At 62.5% G+C, this 21,382-nt stretch carries 22 protein-coding genes; 15 read left to right on the forward strand and 7 right to left on the reverse strand.

Annotation, left to right across the window (positions count from 1 at the left end; all coding sequences use genetic code 11):
- The first annotated feature begins 104 nt into the window (after positions 1 to 104).
- Both KMZ29_RS10115 and KMZ29_RS10120 read left to right on the forward strand, forming a co-directional pair.
- A complete protein-coding gene (locus KMZ29_RS10115; RefSeq protein ID WP_249779886.1) occupies positions 105 to 935 on the forward strand; it encodes a type IIL restriction-modification enzyme MmeI in 831 nt (276 codons plus the stop codon).
- Between the two features lie 68 nt (positions 936 to 1,003).
- Positions 1,004 to 2,770, forward strand: a complete 1,767-nt coding sequence (locus tag KMZ29_RS10120; protein WP_215623555.1) for a GmrSD restriction endonuclease domain-containing protein — start codon at positions 1,004 to 1,006, stop codon at positions 2,768 to 2,770.
- A gap of 180 nt (positions 2,771 to 2,950) precedes the next feature.
- Here KMZ29_RS10120 and KMZ29_RS10125 read toward each other — a convergent pair whose 3' ends face one another.
- Positions 2,951 to 3,385, reverse strand: coding sequence for a hypothetical protein (locus KMZ29_RS10125; RefSeq protein ID WP_215612619.1), 435 nt, complete (start codon positions 3,383 to 3,385; stop codon positions 2,951 to 2,953).
- A 71-nt stretch (positions 3,386 to 3,456) separates the two neighbouring features.
- Between KMZ29_RS10125 and KMZ29_RS10130 the strand changes: the two genes are divergently transcribed.
- The gene (locus KMZ29_RS10130) at positions 3,457 to 4,065 is read left to right on the forward strand and encodes a hypothetical protein (RefSeq protein ID WP_215623556.1); all 609 of its coding nucleotides are present in this window, start codon (positions 3,457 to 3,459) and stop codon (positions 4,063 to 4,065) included.
- Between the two features lie 45 nt (positions 4,066 to 4,110).
- Here KMZ29_RS10130 and KMZ29_RS10135 read toward each other — a convergent pair whose 3' ends face one another.
- Positions 4,111 to 5,460 carry an aminotransferase-like domain-containing protein gene (locus KMZ29_RS10135; protein WP_215623557.1) on the reverse strand — a complete coding sequence of 450 codons (1,350 nt, stop codon included), beginning with the start codon at positions 5,458 to 5,460 and terminating at the stop codon, positions 4,111 to 4,113.
- Between the two features lie 186 nt (positions 5,461 to 5,646).
- Between KMZ29_RS10135 and KMZ29_RS10140 the strand changes: the two genes are divergently transcribed.
- Complete coding sequence (locus KMZ29_RS10140) at positions 5,647 to 5,883, forward strand: DUF1127 domain-containing protein (RefSeq protein ID WP_215623558.1); 237 nt, start codon at positions 5,647 to 5,649, stop codon at positions 5,881 to 5,883.
- A 50-nt stretch (positions 5,884 to 5,933) separates the two neighbouring features.
- Here KMZ29_RS10140 and KMZ29_RS10145 read toward each other — a convergent pair whose 3' ends face one another.
- Positions 5,934 to 6,359, reverse strand: a complete 426-nt coding sequence (locus KMZ29_RS10145) for a universal stress protein (protein ID WP_215605895.1) — start codon at positions 6,357 to 6,359, stop codon at positions 5,934 to 5,936.
- 52 nt (positions 6,360 to 6,411) lie between these two features.
- Positions 6,412 to 6,954 (reverse strand): SixA phosphatase family protein, encoded by a 543-nt coding sequence (locus KMZ29_RS10150; protein WP_215623559.1) that lies wholly within the window; start codon positions 6,952 to 6,954, stop codon positions 6,412 to 6,414.
- Between the two features lie 97 nt (positions 6,955 to 7,051).
- Between KMZ29_RS10150 and KMZ29_RS10155 the strand changes: the two genes are divergently transcribed.
- The 11 genes from KMZ29_RS10155 to flaF (KMZ29_RS10205) all read left to right on the forward strand — a co-directional run bounded on the left by KMZ29_RS10155 (position 7,052) and on the right by flaF (KMZ29_RS10205) (position 19,794).
- Positions 7,052 to 8,488: an NAD(P)/FAD-dependent oxidoreductase gene (locus tag KMZ29_RS10155; protein ID WP_215623560.1), complete on the forward strand. Its 1,437-nt coding sequence runs from the start codon at positions 7,052 to 7,054 to the stop codon at positions 8,486 to 8,488.
- A 143-nt stretch (positions 8,489 to 8,631) separates the two neighbouring features.
- Positions 8,632 to 9,132, forward strand: coding sequence for a peptide-methionine (R)-S-oxide reductase MsrB (gene msrB, locus KMZ29_RS10160; RefSeq protein ID WP_215623561.1), 501 nt, complete (start codon positions 8,632 to 8,634; stop codon positions 9,130 to 9,132).
- 193 nt (positions 9,133 to 9,325) lie between these two features.
- Positions 9,326 to 11,131, forward strand: coding sequence for a flagellar hook protein FlgE (locus KMZ29_RS10165; RefSeq protein ID WP_215623562.1), 1,806 nt, complete (start codon positions 9,326 to 9,328; stop codon positions 11,129 to 11,131).
- A gap of 53 nt (positions 11,132 to 11,184) precedes the next feature.
- On the forward strand, positions 11,185 to 13,041 hold the full coding sequence (flgK, locus tag KMZ29_RS10170; protein WP_215623563.1) for a flagellar hook-associated protein FlgK: 1,857 nt from the start codon (positions 11,185 to 11,187) through the stop codon (positions 13,039 to 13,041).
- Positions 13,042 to 13,065: 24 nt separating this feature from the next.
- Complete coding sequence (locus tag KMZ29_RS10175) at positions 13,066 to 14,553, forward strand: flagellin family protein (protein WP_215623564.1); 1,488 nt, start codon at positions 13,066 to 13,068, stop codon at positions 14,551 to 14,553.
- Between the two features lie 528 nt (positions 14,554 to 15,081).
- A complete protein-coding gene (locus tag KMZ29_RS10180; RefSeq protein WP_215623565.1) occupies positions 15,082 to 16,332 on the forward strand; it encodes a flagellin N-terminal helical domain-containing protein in 1,251 nt (416 codons plus the stop codon).
- A gap of 231 nt (positions 16,333 to 16,563) precedes the next feature.
- On the forward strand, positions 16,564 to 17,823 hold the full coding sequence (locus KMZ29_RS10185; protein ID WP_215623566.1) for a flagellin N-terminal helical domain-containing protein: 1,260 nt from the start codon (positions 16,564 to 16,566) through the stop codon (positions 17,821 to 17,823).
- Between the two features lie 231 nt (positions 17,824 to 18,054).
- Positions 18,055 to 18,432 (forward strand): flagellar biosynthesis repressor FlbT, encoded by a 378-nt coding sequence (gene flbT, locus KMZ29_RS10190; RefSeq protein ID WP_215605904.1) that lies wholly within the window; start codon positions 18,055 to 18,057, stop codon positions 18,430 to 18,432.
- A gap of 3 nt (positions 18,433 to 18,435) precedes the next feature.
- A complete protein-coding gene (gene flaF, locus KMZ29_RS10195; RefSeq protein ID WP_215623567.1) occupies positions 18,436 to 18,804 on the forward strand; it encodes a flagellar biosynthesis regulator FlaF in 369 nt (122 codons plus the stop codon).
- A gap of 33 nt (positions 18,805 to 18,837) precedes the next feature.
- Positions 18,838 to 19,203 carry a hypothetical protein gene (locus KMZ29_RS10200; protein ID WP_215623568.1) on the forward strand — a complete coding sequence of 122 codons (366 nt, stop codon included), beginning with the start codon at positions 18,838 to 18,840 and terminating at the stop codon, positions 19,201 to 19,203.
- A gap of 225 nt (positions 19,204 to 19,428) precedes the next feature.
- On the forward strand, positions 19,429 to 19,794 hold the full coding sequence (gene flaF, locus KMZ29_RS10205) for a flagellar biosynthesis regulator FlaF (protein ID WP_215623569.1): 366 nt from the start codon (positions 19,429 to 19,431) through the stop codon (positions 19,792 to 19,794).
- Positions 19,795 to 19,988: 194 nt separating this feature from the next.
- On the opposite strand, the gene KMZ29_RS10210 is transcribed toward flaF (KMZ29_RS10205), so the two are convergent.
- The 3 genes from KMZ29_RS10210 to flgJ form a co-directional block, all read right to left on the reverse strand.
- On the reverse strand, positions 19,989 to 20,354 hold the full coding sequence (locus tag KMZ29_RS10210) for a hypothetical protein (RefSeq protein ID WP_215623570.1): 366 nt from the start codon (positions 20,352 to 20,354) through the stop codon (positions 19,989 to 19,991).
- Positions 20,355 to 20,519: 165 nt separating this feature from the next.
- On the reverse strand, positions 20,520 to 21,011 hold the full coding sequence (locus KMZ29_RS10215) for a hypothetical protein (protein ID WP_215623571.1): 492 nt from the start codon (positions 21,009 to 21,011) through the stop codon (positions 20,520 to 20,522).
- A gap of 17 nt (positions 21,012 to 21,028) precedes the next feature.
- The gene (gene flgJ / locus KMZ29_RS10220) at positions 21,029 to 21,337 is read right to left on the reverse strand and encodes a flagellar assembly peptidoglycan hydrolase FlgJ (RefSeq protein WP_249779940.1); all 309 of its coding nucleotides are present in this window, start codon (positions 21,335 to 21,337) and stop codon (positions 21,029 to 21,031) included.
- Positions 21,338 to 21,382: the final 45 nt, after the last annotated feature.

The following is a 21,382-nucleotide window of genomic DNA, read 5'->3' on the forward strand; positions in this document are numbered from 1 at the left end:
AATTACGGCCAGCTCTTCAGGGCCTAGCACGATACATTGCGACCGTGGAAACGACGAAACACCGGACGTTCCAATTCTTGGATATCGGAGTCCTTCCGGATCACATGCTGATCGCAATTGCTACCGATGATGCAGCAAACCTTGGGATTCTCTCCTCCCGTATTCACGTTGTTTGGTCACTTCGCGCGGGCGGTTGGCTCGGCGTTGGCAATGATCCGCGCTATTCGAAATCCCGCTGCTTCGATCCCTTTCCCTTTCCCGAAGCCAACAATATCCAGAAGCAGAAAATCCGCGTCATCGCCGAAGAACTCGACGCTCATCGCAAGCGCGTGCTGGCCGAACATCCGCATCTGACATTGACCGGGCTCTACAACGTGCTGGAGATGTTGCGCGCCGGAATTAAACCGGATGCTCTCGACGAGCGCGACCGCAAGATTTTCGACGACGGCCTCGTGCTGATCATGAAGGAACTGCACGACAAACTCGATGTCGCGGTGGCCGAGGCCTATGGCTGGCTCGCCGATCTCTCCGACGACGAAATTCTGGCGCGGCTGGTGGCGCTGAACAAGCAGCGGTCCGAGGAGGAAAAGCGCGGACAGGTGCGCTGGCTGCGGCCGGACTACCAGATTCCCCGCTTCGCCAAGGGCGTCGACAAGCAGGCGGCCAAAGAGGAGGGCGCGCAGGTCGCAGCCGAACTCATCGCCGTCGTTGAGCAGAAGCCGACGTTCCCGAGCGGCGCGGTGGAACAGACCGCCGCCGTATTCGCGGCGCTGGCCGCCGCCAGCGGTACGCTCGACGCGAAAGGGCTCGCGGCGCAGTTCAAGCGAACCAAGACCACCGAAAAGAAGGTCGGCGAGGTGCTCGCCTCGTTGGCGCGGCTTGGTTACGTCACGTCGGAAGACGGCAAGACGTTTGCGCTGCGGCGGGTGGCGTAGGGCATGCTTAACCTCGCATAAGACCTAGTACTCGTAGACCATTAAGATTCTTGGGAGCAAGTGATCGAATGAGCGAATTGAAAACATGCTTCAAGCGCGTCGACTACGATTTGGCAGGTTTGCTTCATTATCTCGATATCGGCGATATAGGTTTGCCAGACATTCAGCGCCCATTCGTATGGTCAAATGCAAAGGTGCGGGACCTCTTCGATTCGATGTATCGCGGCTTCCCGGTCGGATACTTCCTCTTCTGGGAGAATGTCCAAGCCAATGGCGCGAAGCAAATTGGGGTTGGGGATAAGCAGCATGCAGTCCCATCTCGTCTGATCGTCGATGGTCAGCAGCGACTGACCTCCCTTTATGCGGTCTTCCGCGGAAAAAAAGTGCTGGACGATGACTACAGGGAAAGACTCATCGAGATCGCGTTTCGCCCGCGGGACGGACGATTTGAGGTCGCTGACGCTGCCACCCGCCGCGATCCTGAGTGGATTCCCAACATTTCGGATCTTTGGGCTTCGGGCAAATCCAGCTACCAGATGGTCAAGGGATTTTTGAGTAGCCTTCAAGAGAAAACAGCGCTCTCAGAGGACGAAGAAGAGCACATCAGTCACAATTTGGATCGGCTCTTTGACTTACTGAAGTATCCTTTTACGGCATTGGAGATTGCATCAACCGTCGACGAAGAGCAAGTCGCGGATATTTTTGTTCGCATCAACAGCGAAGGGGTTAAGCTCAACCAAGCCGATTTTATATTAACATTGCTATCTGTCTTTTGGGACAAGGGTCGTGCCGACCTCGAGGATTTTTGTCGAGCATCCAGGCAGGCTCCGACCGGTGGCGGAAATGCATCTCCCTTTAATCATTTTATCGAGCCTGACCCGGACCAGTTGCTCAGAGTTTCAGTGGCATTAGGTTTTGAACGGGGTCGTCTCAAGAGCGTTTATCAAGTCCTGCGAGGAAAGGATCTCGATACCGGCGTCTTTTCTGTTGAACGAAGGGATGCGCAGTTCAAGATTTTGCAAGAAACCCAAGCGGATGTTCTGAACCTGACGCATTGGCACCAGTTCTTGAGCGCCTTGATAGGCGCGGGGTTTCGCAGCGGTGAAATGATATCTTCGCAGAATGCGCTGCTCTATGCTTATGCTTTCTATTTGATCGGGCGCCTGAAATATAAGGCTCCGGAACACAAACTTCAAAAGGCAATTGGACGATGGTTCTTTTTTTCCAGCCTCACCGGTCGTTACACGAGTTCGCCGGAAACGGTGATGGATGGCGACCTCAATCGCTTGAAGAATCTCACCGATGGTGACGCATTTCTCTCGATATTGAATAACCTGATGGAGAATGAGCTAACAAATGATTTTTGGACCACGACGTTGCCGGCGGCACTCGAAAGTTCATCGGCGCGCAATCCAGAATTGTTTGCGTTCGTTGCCGCGCAAAATCGTTTAGGAGCTCCGGTTCTATTCTCGCATAAGAAGATTAGTGACCTGATTGACCCAGCGTTGAGAACGAAGAAGAAGTCATTGGAACGGCATCACTTGTTCCCCCGCGCATGGCTTGAGAAGGCGGGCGAAAAAGACCTCAAGGTGATCAATCAGATGGCGAATTATGCGTTGCTCGAATGGCCGGAGAATATATCCATCAGCGACGATCCTCCCAGCAAATACGTCAATGAAATTCGCCAACGCTTTGAGGCAAGTGAGTGGAAGCGCATGAGCGAGATGCATGCGCTACCTGAAGCATGGGAGACAATGTCCTACGAATCGTTTCTAAAAGCCCGAAGAGGGTTGATGGCTTCGGTTATTAGGCGGGGTTTCGAGACCTTGCAGTAGGATAGGGCGTAATCCACTATCTGGAAGAACGGCGGATCATCGATCGCCCCACAGACTACGGACCTGGCAAATAATTTGTCCAACCAATTCAACAAGTCCACCCGATCGCCCGGTCAAGCCGGGCGACGACAGGTGAGCGTGAACTGCGCTCATTCTCACCCCCGCGCAGGAGATGGCGCCTCACGCCTTGCGCAACGCGAAATACGCGCCGCAGAACGCCATCGCCGCGCCGAGGCACAGCGCGGCCAGACCTGCGAGCACGCCTGAGATCGACGGGATCGGGCTGGGGGCGGAGGCCGCCTGGCCCGCGCCCGCCAGCACCAGCACGCCGACCGCGATCAGGAACTGCCGCATCCGCTGCGGGATTTGCCCCGATACGGCGCTGTCCATCAATGTCGCGGTGAAATAGCCGCCGGAGAAGCCGACGGTCGCAATCAGCCACCATGCGATGGCGGCTCCCGCGGGCATGAATTCTCTGATGTCGGAGCGCCACAGGCCGCCGAGGTCGAGGCCGTAGCGCGCGCCCAGCATGTGCACGGCGAGCGCCAGCAACACGCCGGAAATCATCGCGCCGGCGAGGATCAGACGGCGCGGAAAATAGGTCGTCTCGGCCATGGCTCGCTTGTAAGGTAAAGCCTGCGGTGCGCGCAAGCCGACGCAACCAGCTACGACCGGGATTTATCGAATTGCCAGAACCGCTCCAGGACCATCCAACGGCGTCGCAGGACGACGCTCCCGCCACCCGTTACGCCTACAAGGCGTCGCTGATCGGCAGTGCCCATCAATTCGAACTGACGGATGAGGGGCTTAAGTGGAAGGTCGGCAGCAGGTCCGGCGTCTGGCCCTATGCCGATATCACAGCGGTGCGTCTCACCTATCGGCCGATGTCGATGCAGCCGCGCCGCTTCCGCGCGGACATCGAACGCAAGGACCGTCAGCGCGTCGCCATCCTGTCGACCAGCTGGCAGACGGTGACATTGATGGCGCCGCAGGATCGGGAATATAGCGCTTTCATCGCCCAGCTGCATGAACGAATGAAACAGGCCGGCAGCAAGGCCGCGCTGATCGGCGGCATCAAACCCGGCCTCTACGCCGCAGGTGTCGCGCTGGTGGCGCTGGTCGCGGTCGCCATCACCGGGCTGCTCGCGCGCGCGATCGCTACCGGCGAATACGGCGGCGCCTTGTTCCTGGTCGGATTTGCCGCGCTGTTCGGCTGGCAGATCGGCGGCTTCATCCAGCGCAACCGGCCGCAGAGCTATACGTTCGACCATTTGCCGCAGGCGTTGCTGCCGTGACACCTGCTCCCGGCTGACACGATCGCCCGAGGTGACGTCCAATTGCTATTCGGTGGAGTCGAAATCCTCTTCCTTCGAACGCAGAATCCCCGCAAGCGTGCGCAGCGCCGTATCGAGCTGTTCGATCGGAGGCGCCGCCAATGCCAGCCGCACCGCGTTCGGTGCATGGCCGGGGCTGACCGCAAACGTCGTCGATGGCGTGAGCGCGATATCGCGCCGGGCCGCGGCCGCGACGAAGGTCTGCGACCGCCAGTGCGAGGGCAAGGTCAGCCAGAGATGGTACGATTTGCTGCTGGTCTGGATCTCGAAACCGGAGAGGCAGGCGACCGCAATCTTCTGACGTTCCTGCGCATCGATCCGCTTCAACCTGGCAAGCTCGGCCGCCGTGCCGTCGCCCATCAGCTGTTGCGTGGCCGCGAAGGCAAATCCCGACGCGGTCCAGCCGCCGGAGCGGACTGACGCCATGACGCTTTCGCGCAACCGAGGCGGCGGAACGACGAAGCCGAGCGACAGCCCGGGCGCCACCTTCTTGGAAAGGCTGTCGAGCACTACGCAACGATCCGGCGCCAGCGCGGCCAATGGCGGCGCGTCGTCGAGAAAGCCGTAGACCATGTCTTCGATGACGGTGAGATCGAGTTTCTCGACGACGCGCAGGAGGTCGGCGCGCCGCGCAGGCGGCATGGTGATGCCCAGCGGGTTCTGAATGACGGGTTGAATGTACAGCCCGGACAGATGCGCCTCGCGGTGCGCTTTCTGCACCGCATCCGGGCGTACGCCGTTTTCGTCCATCGCCAGCGGCACCAGTGTCACGCCGAGCCGGGCGGCGATGCCCTTGATGAACGGGTAGGTCAGGGTCTCGACGCCGCAGCGGCCGCCGGCCGGCACCACAGCGGCAAGTGCGGCCGCGATGCATTGCCGGCCGTTTGCGGTGAACACCATCTGCTCCGGCTTGGGCGACCAGTCCCGGTTCTGACGGGCGAGATAATCGGCGGCGACATTCCGCACCGCCTGCGTTCCGATGCTGGTCGCCTGTCGCAATGCGCCATCGAGCGCCTCGGGCCGGTTCAGTCCCTCGAGGCTCTTTGCGATCAGCGCGGATTGCTTCGGCAGCAGCGGATAGTTGAATTCCAGGTCGATGCGCGCGCCGCGCGGCTCGGTCGGGGCGGCGATGCCGCGGCGCCCTTCTCCGGAAATGAACGTGCCGCGTCCGACTTCGCCGACCACGAGGCCGCGGCGCAACAGTTCGGTGTAGACCCGGCTCGCCGTCGAGACGGCGATCCGGCGCTCATAGGCAAAGCTGCGCTGCGGCGGCAGCCGGTCGCCGGGCTTGAGCGCGCCGTTTTCGATCTCGGCGGCAACGGCGTCGGCAAGCTTCAGGTATTCGAACTTCGACATTATTGCACCGAGAGCAATGTTTCACTTGCACCGATACATCTACAGGAGCATTTGAAGCCCATCAAGTCAGCGATTGTACCGAGGAGAGCGAAAGCAATCCGAGGTCACGAAACGCGTGCAGCCGCTGCGACCAGCGTCTCGCGCGAACGGCCGCGCTTTGCCGCGCGGAAGCATTGGAGAAGAAAGATGACCATGTTTTCCTCGAGCACCGTTCAACCCGCGATGTCAGGCACGTCGGGCGGATTGGTCCGCTGGATCGGGATTGGGGCGCACGCTTTGGCCACTTTTTGGGTGCGCCGGGCCGCGATCAAGGCGCTCCGGGAACTGGATGACCGCGCGCTGCGCGACATCGGGCTGCACCGCAGCCAGATCGAGTCCGCGGTCGGCGGCGCATTCAATCCGGATATGGGACGGATGCGGTAATTCTACTTTGCATGGGGTCGTTTTCGCGATTTTCTGTAGAGGCGAGGCGCTCAGTGCCGCACCACCAGCACCGAGCATTTGGCGTAGCGCACCACATGCCCGGCGTTGGAGCCGAGGAAATAGGTCCGCATCGCCGGCCGGTGCGACGTCATCACGATCAGGTCGGCCTTCATCGCCGCGGCTTCCTCCAGGATCTCGTGATAGATGCCGCCCTGACGCACCACGGTCGAGATCCGCGACGGCTCGATGCCGGATTCCCGCGCCACGATGGAGAGCGCCTCCTCGGAGGTTTCGCGCTGCTGGGTGTCGAAATCGGCGGGCACATATTCCGCCAGCATCACCGGCGTCATCGGCAAGACGTTGAGAAGGCGGACCGCGCCGCTCCAGGTCTGCGACAGCGTCGCCGCCGTCGCGATCGCGGGTTTCGCCAGATCGGTATCGGCGAGATCGATCGGCACGAGAATGGACTTGAACATCTGCCCCTCCATTTCCGCGATCAGCCTAGCATAAAAACGCCTTGTGTCCGGCTCAGTCGCCCGAAGTTTGCTTCAGGAGCCTCGGGCTGACGAATTTTGCCAGCCGTCCGCGGCGGAAGGCCACGTCGCCCCAGTCGTCGACCTCGAAGTCGAATATCGCAAGGCCGGATGTCGGCAGATTGTCCGAGAGCGCCTTGCGCCCCGCGGCGTCGCCGCTGCCGGCAAGCATCAGCGCCAGTTCATGCATTCCGGGATTGTGTCCGACCATCAGCAGGACTTTCGGATCGGTTGTTGCCGCGGCGTGGACGGCTTCCAAAAGTTGCGACGGTTCGGCGCCATAGAGCTCCGGCGAGAGCTCGACCTTGGGCTGTGGCGCCAGAGCCTTCATCGCCTCCCAGGCGATGTCCCAGGTCTGGTTGGCCCGAACCGCCGTCGATACCAGCACGGAATCGGGAAACGGCGGATGCCGGCCGATCCAGCCGCCGATTTCGGCGGCATCGTTGCGGCCGCGGTCGTCCAGCCGGCGGTCCTGGTCGCGGCCCGAGGGCGCGTCGTGTTCGGTCTTGGCGTGACGCAGCAGCATCAAACGGCGCATGGCGCTATCTCGATTCGTTTCAGGCATCGCGGATTAATGTACAAGCTCATGCCCGGGACAAGGTGACAAGCGCCGGATCGGTCCGTAAGAAAACGACATGAGCGAGACTTTCACAAGCGCGACCAACGGAGCCGATGCCGCCGAGATGCCGGCGCGCTCGCGGCTTTCGTTCGATCTGGATGTCGATATCTGCGTGGTCGGGGCGGGGCTTGCCGGCCTCACGGTGGCGCTGGAGGCCGCGCGGCTCGGCGCCAGCGTCGCCGTGCTCGAGGGCCGGCATATCGGCTGGAACGCGTCCGGCCATCAACTCGGCACGGTCATGCCGGGTTACGGTCTTCCGATCGGCGAGCTGATCGCGCGTATCGGTCTCGATGATGCCCGCGAGCTCTGGTCGCTGTCGAAGGAAGGCGCCGAATATGTCCGGGCCAATGCCACCGAGGAGCAGATTCCGGGCATTGCGCTGAGCGAGGGGGCGCTGGAGGTCTCCAATGTCGAGGCCGGCGACGCGTTGATCAGGCGGCTGCAGATGCTCGGCGGGGATTTCGATACCGAAGTCGAGGGCTGGCAGGTCGACCGCGTGCGCGCCGAGCTCAAGACCGATCATTATTTCCACGGCGTGTATTATCCGAGGGCGTTTCAGGTTGACGGCCGCAGATATCTCCACGGTCTTGCCGCGATGGCGCGGCGGGCAGGGGCGCGGATCTTCGAGGACACCCCGGTCGTCAGCATCGATCCCTCTGGCATCCGCAAGCGGATCGTCACGCCGTCGGCGCGGCTGCGCGCATCGCATATCGTGCTCGCCGGCAACGTCCATCTCGGCGCGCCGCTGCGGCGGCTGTCGGAGACGCTGCTGCCGGTCTGGCGCTACGCCGCGGTGACCGAGCCGCTCGGCGGCCGCCTGGCCGAAGCCGTGACGTTCCGGGGATCGGTGAGCGACAGCGACGGCATCGACCATTTCCGGATCGTCGAGGGCGACCGGCTGATGTGGGCCAGTCCCGAAACCACCTGGGCGGCGCGGCCGGAGCGCTTTGCGCCCGCGATCCAGCGCCGGATCCAGACCATCTTCCCGCAACTCGGAAAGGTCGGGATATCAGAGGTCTGGGGCGGAGCGGTCGGGGAGACCGTGCATGGCATGCCGCAGATCGGCCAGTTGCGTAAGGGGTTGTGGGTCGCCAGCGGCTTCGGCCGCCAGGGTTTGAACACGACGGCGATGGCCGGACTGCTGGTGGCGCGAAGCATCCTGTGGGGCGACGAGCGCTGGCGGCTGTTCTCGCCGTTCGAACTGGTCTGGGCGGGCGGCGCCATCGGCCGCGCCGCCGGATATGCCATCGGGCTCTGGGGGCGGGGAAGTGCCGCCGCCGCCGGTGCGCTGGCCCGTTACCGGGAGCGGGCGCGGGTTAAGGAACGGCTGCGCGAGGCGCGTCTGGCCGAGGCCAACCGTCAGGCCGGGACCCGGCCGCCTCGTCCCCGCCCGCCGCCCGGCCACTCGCCTCCGCAGCCGCCGCCTGCAGCGAATGCTGGCGACGCCGATTGACCTCCGCCCTAGACGTCCCCTCAAGCGGGAGAGGTGGGATCCTCGCAACAAAGTGAGAAATTTCGTTCGATATCCGTGTAACTTCCGTGGGCGCGCGCCGTATTTAGCAGCGAACCGCCATTTCGCTTCGCACGGAGACCATCATGATCGACCGCCGTATCCTGCTCGCGTCCGTCGCCAGTTTGCTCGGCCTTGCCGCCTTCCGCTGGCTGCGATCCTCGCCCGCACAGGCCGCCGAAAAGTTCGAGATCGAGAAGACCGATGCCGAATGGCGCGCGCAGCTGACGCCGCAGCAGTACGAAATCCTGCGCAAGCATGGCACCGAACGCCCGGGATCGAGCCCGCTGTTGAAAGAGCACCGCAAGGGCGTCTTCGCCTGCGCCGGCTGCGACCTGCCGCTGTTTTCCTCGGAAACCAAGTTCGAGAGCGGCACCGGCTGGCCAAGCTTCTATCAGCCGCTGGAGAACGCCCTCGGCAAGACCGAAGACCGCGCCTACGGGATGCTGCGGACCGAAGTGCACTGCCGTCGTTGCGGCGGCCATCTCGGTCATGTTTTCGACGACGGGCCGAAGCCGACCGGCCTGCGCTACTGCATCGACGGCTTCGGCCTGGTGTTTCACCCGGCCGCAGCCTCGGCGAGCTGATCCTGAGGGCTTGCGCCCGGCAATTGTTGCCCGCCCCGGCAATTGTGCCCCGGTCTCTGGACCGGGGCTTTTTATTTAAGTAGCTGATTCATATGGAATTTTAATCTGGCATAGCGCTTGCGACACTCTCCTTCGATTGCGGCCAAGGTTCCTGGGATCGGCGGCCGCCCGGATTGAATTTGGAGAAAGTGTCATGGGTATCTTCGGCGCTCTTACGACCTCCGTCTCGGGCCTGCGCGCGCAGTCCTATGCGCTGGAAAACATCTCCGGCAACATCGCCAACTCGCAGACCACCGCCTTCAAGCGGATCGACACCAGCTTCCTCGATCTGATCCCGGACACCGGCGTCAACAATCAGCTCGCCGGCAGCGTCACCACCGGATCGCGTGAGACCAACACGGTGCAGGGCGACGTGCAGAGCGCGTCGGTGTCCACCTACATGGCGATCAACGGCAGCGGCTTCTTCGTGGTGCAGAAGCCCGGCAGCTTCACCGACAACCAGCCGGTATTTTCGGGCGTCGACAACTACACCCGCCGCGGCGACTTCGCGCTGGACAAGAACGGCTACCTGGTCAACGGCGCGGGCTATTATGTCGAAGGCGTCGGGATCGATCCGGCGACCGGCAACATGACCGGCAGCGTACCGCAGGTTTTGAAGTTCGCCAACGACTTCCTGCCGGCGGTGCCGACATCGGTGGTGAATTATCGCGCCAACCTGGCGAGCTATCCGCTGACCACCAGGCACGACAATTCCGTTCCGGGCTCGGAATTGCTGCGGCCGGCGGATTTCGCGTCCGGCAATCCGCGCTCGCTCGGCACGCCGGCAGCGCCTTACGTCGATGCGTCGATCACAGGCGCCGCCAAGAATAACAAGGCGGCGATCCCGGCGGCGAACACCGCCGCGACGTTATTGTCCGGTGCGATCGGCACGGATTCGCTGACAACGAATTTCGCCGCCGGCGACACCATCACGGTCAACAGCATCGTCATCACCTTCGTGGCGGCGGGCGCTGTCGGCAACCAGCTCAACGTCACCGACAACATCGGAACGCTGCTGGCCAAGATCGATTCGATCACCGGCACGGCAACTGCGTCGTCGATCAACGCCAGTGGCGCCGTTACCCTGCACACCGGCACCACGTCTGATCTGAGCATCACCAGCTCCAACACCACGGCGTTTGGGGCGCTCGGCCTGACGAGCCCCGTGAGCGTGTTGCGCGGCGGCGGCGGCACGGCCGGCACCGGACAGGTGCTCGGCAGCGATCTCCAGGCCTTCATCAACGAATCCGTCAGCGGCGGCGCGGTGACGGCCTACGACATCTCCGGATCGCCAGTCAGCCTGCAACTGCGCTGGGCCAAGGTCGACAGTTCGTCGCTCGGCGCCGGCCACACGGATACCTGGAACATGTTCTACCAGGTCAACTCCAACGCCACCGGCTCCGACCTCGCCTGGCAGAACGTCAACACCGACTTCACTTTCTCGCCGAACGGCCAGATGAACCCGGCGATCGCCGGCATCACCCTGACCGCGCCGACCATCGGCGGCGTGCCGCTCGGCAACGTCGCGATCAACTTCGGCGCCGGGGGTGTCACCCAGTTCGCCGACTCCAACGGCAACGTGAAAGTCAACCAGATCCAGCAGGATGGCTTTCCGGCGGGGTCACTGCAGACCGTGTCGGTCGGCGAGAACGGCCGCGTGGTCGGCAACTACTCCAACGGCCGCAACATCGACCTGGCGCAGATCTCGGTCGCGACATTCAACGGCACCAACTTCCTCAAACGCATCGACGGCGGCGCGTTCGAGGCGACGGACCAGTCCGGCTCGGCGCTGTACGGCAGCGGCGGGACGATCGTCGGCTCGTCGCTGGAAAGCTCCAACACCGACATTGCCGACGAGTTCACCAAGCTGATCGTCACCCAGCAGGCCTATTCGGCCAACACGAAGGTGATCACCACAGCCAACTCGATGGTTCAGGATCTGCTGAACGTGATGCGATAGGTCGCGCACATGGACGGCCTGATCCGACAGGGAATTGAAACGAGCAGTTTGTCATGAGTCTCAGTCAAGCCCTTTCGATTGCCATGTCGGGACTGCGCGCCAACCAGCTTGGGCTGTCGCTGACCTCGTCGAACGTCGCCAATTCCGACACGCCTGGCTACATCCGCAAGACCGTCAACCAGGTGCAGACGGTCTCCGGGGCGATCGGTGCCGGCGTCAGCGTCACCGGCGTCAATCGCGAACTCGACCTGTATCTGCAGCAGCAGATACGCACCGAGCAGTCCGGCGCGTCGTACGCCGACCTGCGCTCCTCGATTCTGAGCAGCCTGCAGTCGATCTACGGCGCCCCCGGCAACACCGGAACGCTGGAAGCCGCGTTCAACAATCTGGTCACCGCGGTGCAGGCGCTATCGACCAGCTCCGACAGCCAGTCGGCCCGGATCGGCGTGCTCAATGCAGCGCAGTCGCTGACTCAGCAGCTCAACAGCATGTCGGGCGGCATCCAGTCGCTGCGCAGCCAGGCGGAATCCGGGCTCAATTCGGCGGTCAACACCGCCAACACCGCGATGCAGCAGATCGCCGATCTCAACGCCCAGCTTCAGAGCGGCAACACCACCGATGCCGCGGCCGCGGCCCTGAAGGACCAGCGCGACCAGTATGTCGATCAGTTGTCGCAACTGATGGACATCCGCGTCATCGACAACGGCGACAATCAGATCCAGATCTTCACCAATTCCGGCGTGCAACTGGTCGGTGCCCAGGCCTCGACGCTGTCGTTCAATCCGCAAGGCACGGTAACACCGAACACCCAGTGGGACGCCGACCCGACCAAGAGCACGCTCGGCACCCTCACGCTCAATTTCCCGAACGGCGGTTCGCTCAACCTGATTCAGACCAATTCGATCCGCTCCGGCACCATCGCCGGCTATCTCGAGCTGCGCGACAACACGCTGGTGCAGGCGCAAACCCAGCTTGACCAGTTTGCCGCCAACATGTCGAGCCTGTTGTCCGACAAGACCACGGCGGGAACTGCGGTGAGCTCGGGGCCGTCGAACGGCTTCGATCTCGATCTGTCCGGCCTGCAGAACGGCAATGTAATCCATCTCACCTATACGGATGCCAGCAACGTCCAGCATCAGCTGTCGCTGCTGCGGGTCGACGATCCGTCGGTGCTGCCCTTGTCCAACAGCGCCACCACCGATCCCAACGATCAGGTGATCGGTATCGATTTCTCCGCCGGCATGGCTTCGGTGACGAGCCAGCTCAATGCGGCGCTCGGCTCGGCCGGCCTGCAATTCTCCAACATCGGCTCGACGCTGCGGGTGCTCGACGACGGCTTCGGGACGGCGACCGTGAACGCCGCCTCCGTGACGTCGACCACATCATCGCTGCTGGGCGGCAGCGGCGAGGTGCCGTTGTTCACCGACGGCAACAGCCTTTATACCGGCGCGATCACCGCGGCGGGCCAGCAGTCGGTGGGGCTCGCGGCGCGCATCCGGGTGAACAGCCAGATCGTCGGTGATCCGTCGAAGCTGGTGCAATACAACGCGACGACGTCGTCCGGCGACACCAAGCGGCCGGATTTCCTTTACCAGCAGCTCACCGCCGGCAAGTCGCTGTATCCGGCGTCGACCGGTTTCGGCACCTCGGCGACGCCGTTCCAGGCGACGCTGTCGAATTTCTCGCAGCAGATCGCCAGCGCCCAGGGCCAGTCGGCGGACACCGCCAAGCAGATCGCCGACGGTCAGGACGTGGTGCTGAGCACGCTGCGGGAGAAGTTCAACACCCAGTCCGGCGTCAACATCGACGAGGAAATGGCGCACTTGCTGTCGCTGCAGAATGCATATGCGGCGAACGCGCGGGTGATGTCGACCGTCAAGCAGATGTTCGACGCGTTGCTGCAGATCTAACGTTATGTTTTGGAGTAGGACATCATGACGGTTAGCGGCGTAGGCATCAAGACATCGGTTCTGGCATCGCGAATCCTGAATCTGCAAGGCCAGTTCGACGATCTGCAGACTCAGCTGGCCACCGGCAAGAAATCGAACACCTATGCCGGCATGGGCGCCAACCGCGGCTTTGCCATTGGGCTGCGTGCGCAGATCAGCAGCATCGACGCCTTCGCGGACACGATGACTAACGTCAGAACGCGCATCGACGTCGCCAACGCAGCACTGACGCGGATTGTCGCGATCGGAACCACGGTGCAGGGCGCGGCGACGACGTCCTCGACCCAGATCACCAGCAACGGCCAGACCATTGCCCAGGGCACGGCACGCAGTTCGCTCGACGAGATGCTGAGCCTGCTGAACAGCCGGTCGGGCGATCGCTATCTGTTTTCCGGACGCGCCACCGATACGCCGGCCGCGGCGGCGACCGACGACATTCTCAACGGCGTCGGCGCGCAGGCGGGCCTGAAACAGCTGATCGCGGAGCGCAAGCAGGCCGACGTCGGCTCCGGCACCGGCCGGCTGACACAGGCGACGCCGACGGCGACGTCGATTTCATTGACCGAGGACGCCGGTCCGTTTGGCCTGAAGCTCGTCGCGATCACCTCGTCGGCCGCAAGCGTCACGATCACCGGGCCGGCCGGCTCGCCGGCCACCGAGTCGCTCGATCTCGGCGCGACCAACCTGAACGCCGGCGCCACCATCACGCTGGCGTTCAATCTACCGGACGGCACCACCGAAAACGTGCAGTTGACCGCGACCACCACGACGCCGCCGCAGGCCGGCCAGTTCCTGATCGGCGCCAACTCGACCGCGACCGCCGCCAACCTCAACACCGCGCTGACCACCGCCGTCGGCGGCCTCGCCAACGGCGCCCTGGTGGCGGCGTCCGCGATGAAGGCGTCCAGCGAGTTCTTTAGCGGCAGCCCGGTGCCGCGCGTCGGTGGCCCGCCGTTCGCTACCGCGACGGCGCAGGTGCCCGGCACGGCTGCGAATACGCTCTCCTGGTACAATGGCGAAACCGGCACCGACTCCGCGCGCGGCACCGCGGTGGCACGCGTCGACGACGCCATCACCGTGCAATATGGCGCCCGCGCCAACGAGCCGGCGCTGACGGCGCAATTGCAGACCATCGCGGCCATGGCCGCCATGACCACCACGACCGGCGACCCGAACGCCAGCGCCCAGATCGGCGCGCTCTATCAGCGGGTCGCGACAAAACTTCTGGTGCAGACCGGCCAGCAGAGCGTGCAGGACATTGCGGCGGATTTCGCCGGCGCGCAAACCGCGATGAAGTCGGCAGCCGATCGCCAGACCCAGACCAGGAACACCGCGGAGACCATGCTGCAATCGATCGAAGGCGTCACCGACGCGGAGGTCACGGCGAAACTCCTCGCCGTGCAGAACAGCCTCAACGCGTCGTACCAGACGACGGCGATGCTCTATCAAACCACGCTGCTGAGATATCTCTAAGGCGCGCTGTCCGGCTTAGACTTGTTCGACGCGTCAGGCTGGCCATTGGGGGTAGCGCGCAGACCCGCGCATCCGGCTTTTTCAGCGTTTCAATTGCAAGCGAGCTGGATTGCGCAGCAGTTCGGGCCTGCCCGAATTGCGTTCTTCTCAAGAGGGCCAAGTCGGATAGATCCGGCCTGGGCTGTCAAGCCCGGCAATGACGAACAACAAGATCGTCTGCGCTTTCCCGGGGATTGAAAAGCACGAACGTTTCCAGCCTGCGCCGAAGTGCGAGCGAAGGGCGCCTTAGGAACGGCGCCCCACACGCGATGTTCGGATTTGCTTAAGACCTGAACGCCGGCTCGCCCGCCGATGGCTTCGGATACTCCCCACCATCTTCACCTTTTCTTCACCATGATTTTGGAACCGGCGCGGTAGCACCGTATATCTGCCGGGTCCGATTCATTTTTCATTGATCATTTGGTTTCAGGGTGCCCGGGTTCGGCCAAGAAGGCCGCGCTGTTGCGTAACACCAGAAAGGTTGTGTCCATGTCTCTCTCCAACATCACGCTCTCGTCTTCGGTTCGCCAGAACCTGCTCTCGCTGCAGGACACTGCGAACTTGCTCTCGACCACGCAGACCCGCCTCGCCACCGGCAAGAAGGTCAACAGCGCGCTCGACAACCCGACCAACTTCTTCACCGCCGCCGGCCTCGACGCCCGCGCCAGCGACATCGGCAACCTGCTCGACAGCATCGGCAACGGCGTGCAGGTGCTGCAGGCCGCCAACACCGGCATCACCTCGCTGTCAAAGCTGGTCGATACCGCGAAGTCGATCGCCAACCAGGCGCTGCAGCAGCCGGGCGGCTACACCTCGAAGGCGACGTACACGGGCAACGCGCCGACCGGCGCCGGTCCGCTGGCCGTCGCTGGTACGGCGACCGACATCACAAACAACGGCACGAACTCGCTGAATGCCCAGGCTCTGGTGATCAACACGGCAAGCGGCACGACAACGCTGACGATCGGCACCGGCGCCAACCAGCTCAACACGATCACCGACCTCAATTCGGCGCTCTCGGCCGCCGGCATTGAGTTGACCGCAAGCATCAATGCAAACGGCTCGCTGACCTTCACCTCGAGCAACGACGCCGCCTCCCAGACCATCACCAACGCCGCTGCCCTTGCGGCTCCGCCGGCTGGTTCGTCGGGCTCGGTGAACATCAGCACCACCAGCGGTGCTGCCTTCACCGGTGGTACGGTCGTCGCGGCCGTCGCCGACGTCGCCTCGCAGAACACCCGTGCGGGTCTCGTCGCTCAGTACAACCAGATCATCCAGCAGATCACGACGACGGCGCAGGACGCGTCCTTCAACGGTGTCAACCTGCTGAACGGCGACTCGCTGAAGCTGGTGTTCAACGAAACCGGCAAGTCGACGTCGACGATCGCAGGTGTGACCTTCAATCCGAACGGTCTCGGCCTGGGCTCGGCCACCGTGGGCACTGACTTCATCGATAACGTCGCCACCAACAAGGTGCTGACCGCGCTGAACACCGCCAGCACCACGCTGCGCTCGCAGGCCTCGGCCTTCGGTGCCAACCTCTCGATCGTGCAGATCCGTCAGGACTTCTCGAAGAACCTGATCAACGTGCTGCAGACCGGGTCGTCCAACCTGACCTTGGCCGATGCCAACGAAGAAGCGGCCAACAGCCAGGCGCTGTCGACCCGCCAGTCGATCGCGGTCTCCGCGCTCGCGCTCGCCAACCAGTCGAACCAGAGCGTTCTGCAACTCCTGCGCTGATTTCGGCGAACCATTCGATCCATCACGGCGGCGGGGCTTCGGCCCCGCCGTTTTTTTGTGTCTGAGGTCCTGGCGCCGAAAACCGTCGCGAGCGGGGTATTAACCATGTCTAATAAGGTACCGTTAACCACCTTTTAAAAGCTTTCGTTCATAACGTCCCTGGGTGAAGTCACGTAGTCCGTTGGCGCGGGAGAAGTCGCCGGCGATGCACACTTGAGGAAGGCGTTGAATATGTCCGATATCGTCCTGACGGCGGCAGTCCGCCAGAACCTGCTGTCCCTGCAGAACACCGCCGATCTGCTCTCGACCACGCAGACCCGCCTTGCCACCGGCAAGAAGGTCAACAGCGCACTCGACAACCCGACCAACTACTTCACCGCCGCCGGCCTCGATGCCCGCGCCGGCGACATCAGCAATCTGCTCGACAGCATCGGCAACGGCGTGCAGGTGCTGCAGGCCGCCAACACCGGCATCACCTCGCTGCAGAAGCTGGTCGACACCGCCAAGTCGATCGCCAACCAGGCGCTGCAGCAGCCGACGGGCTACAGCACCAAGTCCAGCATTCAATTCACCGGTACGGGCGTCGGGGTCGCCCCCGCAGGTCCGGCGACTGCCGCCAACCTCACGAGCAGCAAGCTCAACGGTGGTGTTTTCACCTTCACCAATTCCGCGGGCACCGCTGTGACAATCACTGTCGGCACGGCTGCCGCGGCCTTCGATCCCACAACCAAGACGGCGACCGTCAAGACTCTCGACCAGCTCAACACGGCGCTGGCAGTGGCGGGCGTCAACCTGTCGGGTTCGATCACCGGCCCGGACGATCTGACCTTCACGTCAACCAACGATGGTGCAGGTCAGACGATCACCGGCACTGCGGCTCCAACCGCGCCGGCGGCGCTCGACGCGATCAACATCAGCGCGAACGCGCTCGGTGGCGGCGCCGGCGGTGCAGTCGTTGCAGCGGTTCCCGATGCGGTGTCCCAGAATGCGCGCGCCACGCTCGTCGCGCAGTACAACCAGGTCATCCAGAACCTGACGACCACGGCGCAGGATGCATCGTTCAACGGCATCAACCTGCTGGACGGCAACTCGCTGAAGCTGATCTTCAACGAAACCGGCAAGTCGACGTTGACGATTGCGGGGGTCAACTTCGACCCGAACGGCCTCGGCCTCGCAACGCTCACCGCCGGCACCGATTTCATCGACAACGTGTTGACCGGCAAGGTGCTGACGGCGCTCAACGCCGCCAGCGCCACGCTGCGCTCACAGGCCTCGGCGTTTGGCGCCAACCTCTCGATCGTGCAGATTCGTCAGGATTTCGCGAAGAACATCATCAACGTGCTGCAGACCGGTTCGTCCAACCTGACCTTGGCCGACTCCAACGAGGAGGCGGCCAACAGCCAGGCGCTGTCGACCCGGCAGTCGATCGCGGTCTCCGCGCTCGCGCTCGCCAACCAGTCGCAGCAGAGCGTGCTCAAGCTCCTGCAGTAGACCGGAGCAACGTTCGAGCCATCAAAACGGCGGGCAGGGTCCCGCCGTTTTTCATTGAAGCCGCGACGGAGCCGGCCGGCAACACCCAAAACTTGCTCCGTTGATGAAGCAAAAGCCTTTTTTTTGATGCAGTTTTGCATTCGAATGTTCGGGTATTGTTCCTGATGATTCGTGAAATCGTTTCCGGACACGCGCTCTGCGACGCTGCTGCGGTTTGCAAGGGATGAGGCGATGGCGCTGAAGATTGAATTGAGGCCGTTCGAGCGGATTGTTATCGGCGAAAGCGTCATCACCAATTCGGAGACGCGAACCCACTTTTTTATCGAGGGCGAAGCGCCGATCCTGCGCGAGAAGGATATCCTGACGGCGGAGACGGCCAATTCCCCGGTGAAGCGGCTCTATCTCTGCGTACAGATGATGTATCTGGAGAAGGACATCCCGAAGTACCAGGAGCTTTATATGGGCTTCGTCAAGGATTTGCTGGAAGCAGTGCCGAGCTTCAGGCCGCAGATCGAGGCCTCAAGTAAGCTAATTTTAAGCGGCTCGCTTTACAATTCGCTAAAGGAAATCCGCAAGCTTATCAAACTGGAAGAGGAGTTGCTGAGGTGACGAATGTCTAGTGCTGCCGCCAGGGCCTACTCACGCGTTGCGACCACCACCGCCTCCCCCCGTGACATCGAAGCCCAGGCCCTGCTGAAGGCGGCGAACAAGTTGCAGGCTATCGTCACCGACGAAAATGCGACGATCGAGCAGACCTCCGAAGCGCTGATGTTCAACCGCAAGCTGTGGGCCATCTTTCTCAGCGACGTCTTGCGCGACGAAAACCAGCAGCCGGTGGAGCTGCGACAGAAAATCGCCAACATCGGTATCTTCGTTCTGACCCAGACCATGGCGCTGCAGATCAGCCCGCAGGTCGAGCACATCGAGCCGCTGATCGAGATCAACCGCAATCTCGCGGCCGGCCTCAGCGGCCGCATGTGAGTCGCAACGGGCATCAAGCCGGAAGGTTCAGCTATGGGTGATATCTTCAGCGTTCTTGCAGCCGGCTACACGTCCAAACCCCCGACGCCTCCGTCGCGTACGACCTATGTGCCTGTCGATGCCACGCAGTGGGAAGGGACCTGGAAGGGGACCTATTCGACGGGCGAGAAGTTTTCCTTCACGGTGTCCAACGTGGCGGGATTTCGCGCGAAGGTGAGATATCAGAGCGGCAACGGTCCGATCAAATTCCAGGATGTCCTGATCAAGGACAACGCCTTCAGGATGGGCGACTCTAAATTCTTGCTGTCGAAGGCCGGTCACGGCACGATCAAGACCGTGGTCACCAATCCTGCCACCGGGCAGTCGACCCTGAACTCGGCGCCGGTCGATAAGACCTGATTGTTGTAAACTTTGCTTCGGCACGATCACCACCAGCGATCGAACGCGGCGGGGAAAGCCCGCCGTTTTTTTTGCACCACGCAATGAGTGAACGAGCCGGCAATGCCCGAATTCCGTCACATTTGGTAACCGTTGCTAACCATATTTAAATGCACGGACTGTATGAAAGTTGGGCAGTTTTGAAGTCCCCGGCGGTCCTGCGAACCGCCCCCATTGAGGTCGTGAATGTCCAATGCAGCCCAAGCATACTCGCGTACGTCACATACGACGGCATCCCCCCGTGAAATCGAGGCGCAGGCGCTGCTGAAGGCTGCGAGACAGCTTCTGGATGTCCAGGCCAACTGGACTGGTCCCGACAAGAACATGCACAACGCGCTGCTCTTCAATCGCCGGCTGTGGTCGATCTTCATGAGCGCGGTCGAGACCAACGACAACCCGCAGCCGCTGGAAATTCGTCAGAACATCGCCAATATCGGCGTGTTCGTGATGAAGCAGACGGTCGACATGCAGCTGAATCCGGATCCGGCGAAACTGAAGTCGCTGATTGACATCAATTGCAACCTCGCCGCGGGCCTGTCAGGCAAGGTTTGATGGCCGGTGGGCTAGTGGAGCGGAATCATGGTTGATCTCATGAGCATGCTGTAGGCCAACTACTAGGCCGTGGGACCGTTCCCTCCAAGACTCCGTATGTGGCGGTCGATCCTGGGCTCTATCAAGGCAACTGGACCGGCAAATACGCCAACAACAAATCGTTCAAGATCACGATCTCGAACGTGACCCTTGGATCAAGCCTTGCGGTCGGTGGCCAGCAGCCGCGTCGGCGCACCCCTCGTCAGGTCGAGGGTGCGGAAATAGGCGCGGCGGCGCAGGATCGCCTCGTCGGGAAATTGCCGCACCACCAAGCTCGTTTTTTCGTCGACCACTTGATAGACGATCGAGGCGGCGGCGCGATCGATCACCACCTGATGCGACACGGAAGAGTTCGCGACGTTGGAATCGATCCGCGCGCGCATGCTCGCGTCCGCCGCCGTGACGCTTTTCGACGCCGGCAGTTCGGTCGCGACCGCATGATCGACCGCTTCGCTGACGGGCGGCGCCACCGGTGTGGCAACCGGTGCCCCCACCGGTTTGATGTTGAAATCCATACTCATGGCAGCCTCCTGGCTTCCTTTGAGTCAAATCCCAACCCCTCTCTGGGCGCAACTATGCCCGGTACCTCTCAACACTGAGTTAGAGAATGCGATGAATGCGGCGCTGAAATCGGCGCGGCAGTTTGATGAAAATTGTCGGTATTTCGCGCCGCGAACCGCCGCTGCTCAGAGCGAGCGGCTGACCGCCAGCGGCGTGATGTTGCGCGGTCCCGGCGTCGCGCGCTGTCCGGAAGCCGTGTAGGTGTTGGGAATGTTGCGGCGCTGAATCTCGGTGTTGACGCCGCGCACGATGCCTTCGGACACCGCGTGCGCCGTTGCCAGCACCGTGAGGTTGACCTGCAGCATGGCGCGAAAAGTGTCGTGATGACGATGCAGCGTGGTCAGAAGCTCGGGTGCCTTTTGCGTGAGATAGTGCTGGCTGGCCTTCAGATGCGCGACCGCGCCGAGATAGCGGCGGGACAGTTCGGCCTTCTGCGCTTCCAGCGCGATCGCCTCGCGCACCTTGCCGGCGCGAACCAGTTCGGTTTCGCGCTCGATGACGGCGAGCAGCGCGTTCATGGCGTCCATCAGGCTCTCGGCAAGCTTGCGGGCCTCGGCGGGGGACGAAGCGACCGGAATCGGCGCGGCCGTCTGCTGCCGTTGAGGTTGCGCATTCATGTCGGTATTCCTTTCGATCAGCCGGCGCGCTTGGCCTGCTGCAGGATCAGCGTGCGATAGACGTCGGTGGAAATGCCGACACCGCCGGCCTTGGCGAAATTCTTCGAATATTGTTCCGTCAGCATCGAGCGCCACACGCCGGTGCCGGTGGTGCTGCCGAACGGGCCATCGCCCTTGATGCCGCTGGTCATCTGCGCGAACATCGAATTCAGGAACACCGCCTCGAAGTCCTGCGACGAAGCCTTGGCCTTGGCCTGCGCCTGCGGCGAGACCTTCGTCAGCGCTTCGGCGAGCTGATAGTCCGGACGGCCGTAGCGCATCGGCATCGCCGCCCTGGCGGGCGTCGTGCCGGTGGCCGGGTTGATCAGGCT

Origin of the sequence: Bradyrhizobium sediminis (assembly GCF_018736085.1) — a bacterium.
Lineage (GTDB): Bacteria > Pseudomonadota > Alphaproteobacteria > Rhizobiales > Xanthobacteraceae > Bradyrhizobium > Bradyrhizobium sediminis.

Bases quoted from the DNA above. Each gene is read 5' to 3' on its own strand.
- KMZ29_RS10115 (WP_249779886.1), top strand. From the start codon at position 105: ATGCTGATCGCAATTGCTACCGATGATGCAGCAAACCTTGGGATTCTC.
- KMZ29_RS10120 (WP_215623555.1), top strand. From the start codon at position 1,004: ATGAGCGAATTGAAAACATGCTTCAAGCGCGTCGACTACGATTTGGCA.
- KMZ29_RS10125 (WP_215612619.1), bottom strand. From the start codon at position 3,385: ATGGCCGAGACGACCTATTTTCCGCGCCGTCTGATCCTCGCCGGCGCG.
- KMZ29_RS10135 (WP_215623557.1), bottom strand. From the start codon at position 5,460: ATGTCGAAGTTCGAATACCTGAAGCTTGCCGACGCCGTTGCCGCCGAG.
- KMZ29_RS10140 (WP_215623558.1), top strand. From the start codon at position 5,647: ATGACCATGTTTTCCTCGAGCACCGTTCAACCCGCGATGTCAGGCACG.
- KMZ29_RS10145 (WP_215605895.1), bottom strand. From the start codon at position 6,359: ATGTTCAAGTCCATTCTCGTGCCGATCGATCTCGCCGATACCGATCTG.
- KMZ29_RS10150 (WP_215623559.1), bottom strand. From the start codon at position 6,954: ATGCGCCGTTTGATGCTGCTGCGTCACGCCAAGACCGAACACGACGCG.
- KMZ29_RS10155 (WP_215623560.1), top strand. From the start codon at position 7,052: ATGAGCGAGACTTTCACAAGCGCGACCAACGGAGCCGATGCCGCCGAG.
- msrB (WP_215623561.1), top strand. From the start codon at position 8,632: ATGATCGACCGCCGTATCCTGCTCGCGTCCGTCGCCAGTTTGCTCGGC.
- KMZ29_RS10165 (WP_215623562.1), top strand. From the start codon at position 9,326: ATGGGTATCTTCGGCGCTCTTACGACCTCCGTCTCGGGCCTGCGCGCG.
- flgK (WP_215623563.1), top strand. From the start codon at position 11,185: ATGAGTCTCAGTCAAGCCCTTTCGATTGCCATGTCGGGACTGCGCGCC.
- KMZ29_RS10175 (WP_215623564.1), top strand. From the start codon at position 13,066: ATGACGGTTAGCGGCGTAGGCATCAAGACATCGGTTCTGGCATCGCGA.
- KMZ29_RS10180 (WP_215623565.1), top strand. From the start codon at position 15,082: ATGTCTCTCTCCAACATCACGCTCTCGTCTTCGGTTCGCCAGAACCTG.
- KMZ29_RS10185 (WP_215623566.1), top strand. From the start codon at position 16,564: ATGTCCGATATCGTCCTGACGGCGGCAGTCCGCCAGAACCTGCTGTCC.
- flbT (WP_215605904.1), top strand. From the start codon at position 18,055: ATGGCGCTGAAGATTGAATTGAGGCCGTTCGAGCGGATTGTTATCGGC.
- flaF (WP_215623567.1), top strand. From the start codon at position 18,436: ATGTCTAGTGCTGCCGCCAGGGCCTACTCACGCGTTGCGACCACCACC.
- KMZ29_RS10200 (WP_215623568.1), top strand. From the start codon at position 18,838: ATGGGTGATATCTTCAGCGTTCTTGCAGCCGGCTACACGTCCAAACCC.
- flaF (WP_215623569.1), top strand. From the start codon at position 19,429: ATGTCCAATGCAGCCCAAGCATACTCGCGTACGTCACATACGACGGCA.
- KMZ29_RS10210 (WP_215623570.1), bottom strand. From the start codon at position 20,354: ATGAGTATGGATTTCAACATCAAACCGGTGGGGGCACCGGTTGCCACA.
- KMZ29_RS10215 (WP_215623571.1), bottom strand. From the start codon at position 21,011: ATGAATGCGCAACCTCAACGGCAGCAGACGGCCGCGCCGATTCCGGTC.
- flgJ (WP_249779940.1), bottom strand. From the start codon at position 21,337: ATGCCGATGCGCTACGGCCGTCCGGACTATCAGCTCGCCGAAGCGCTG.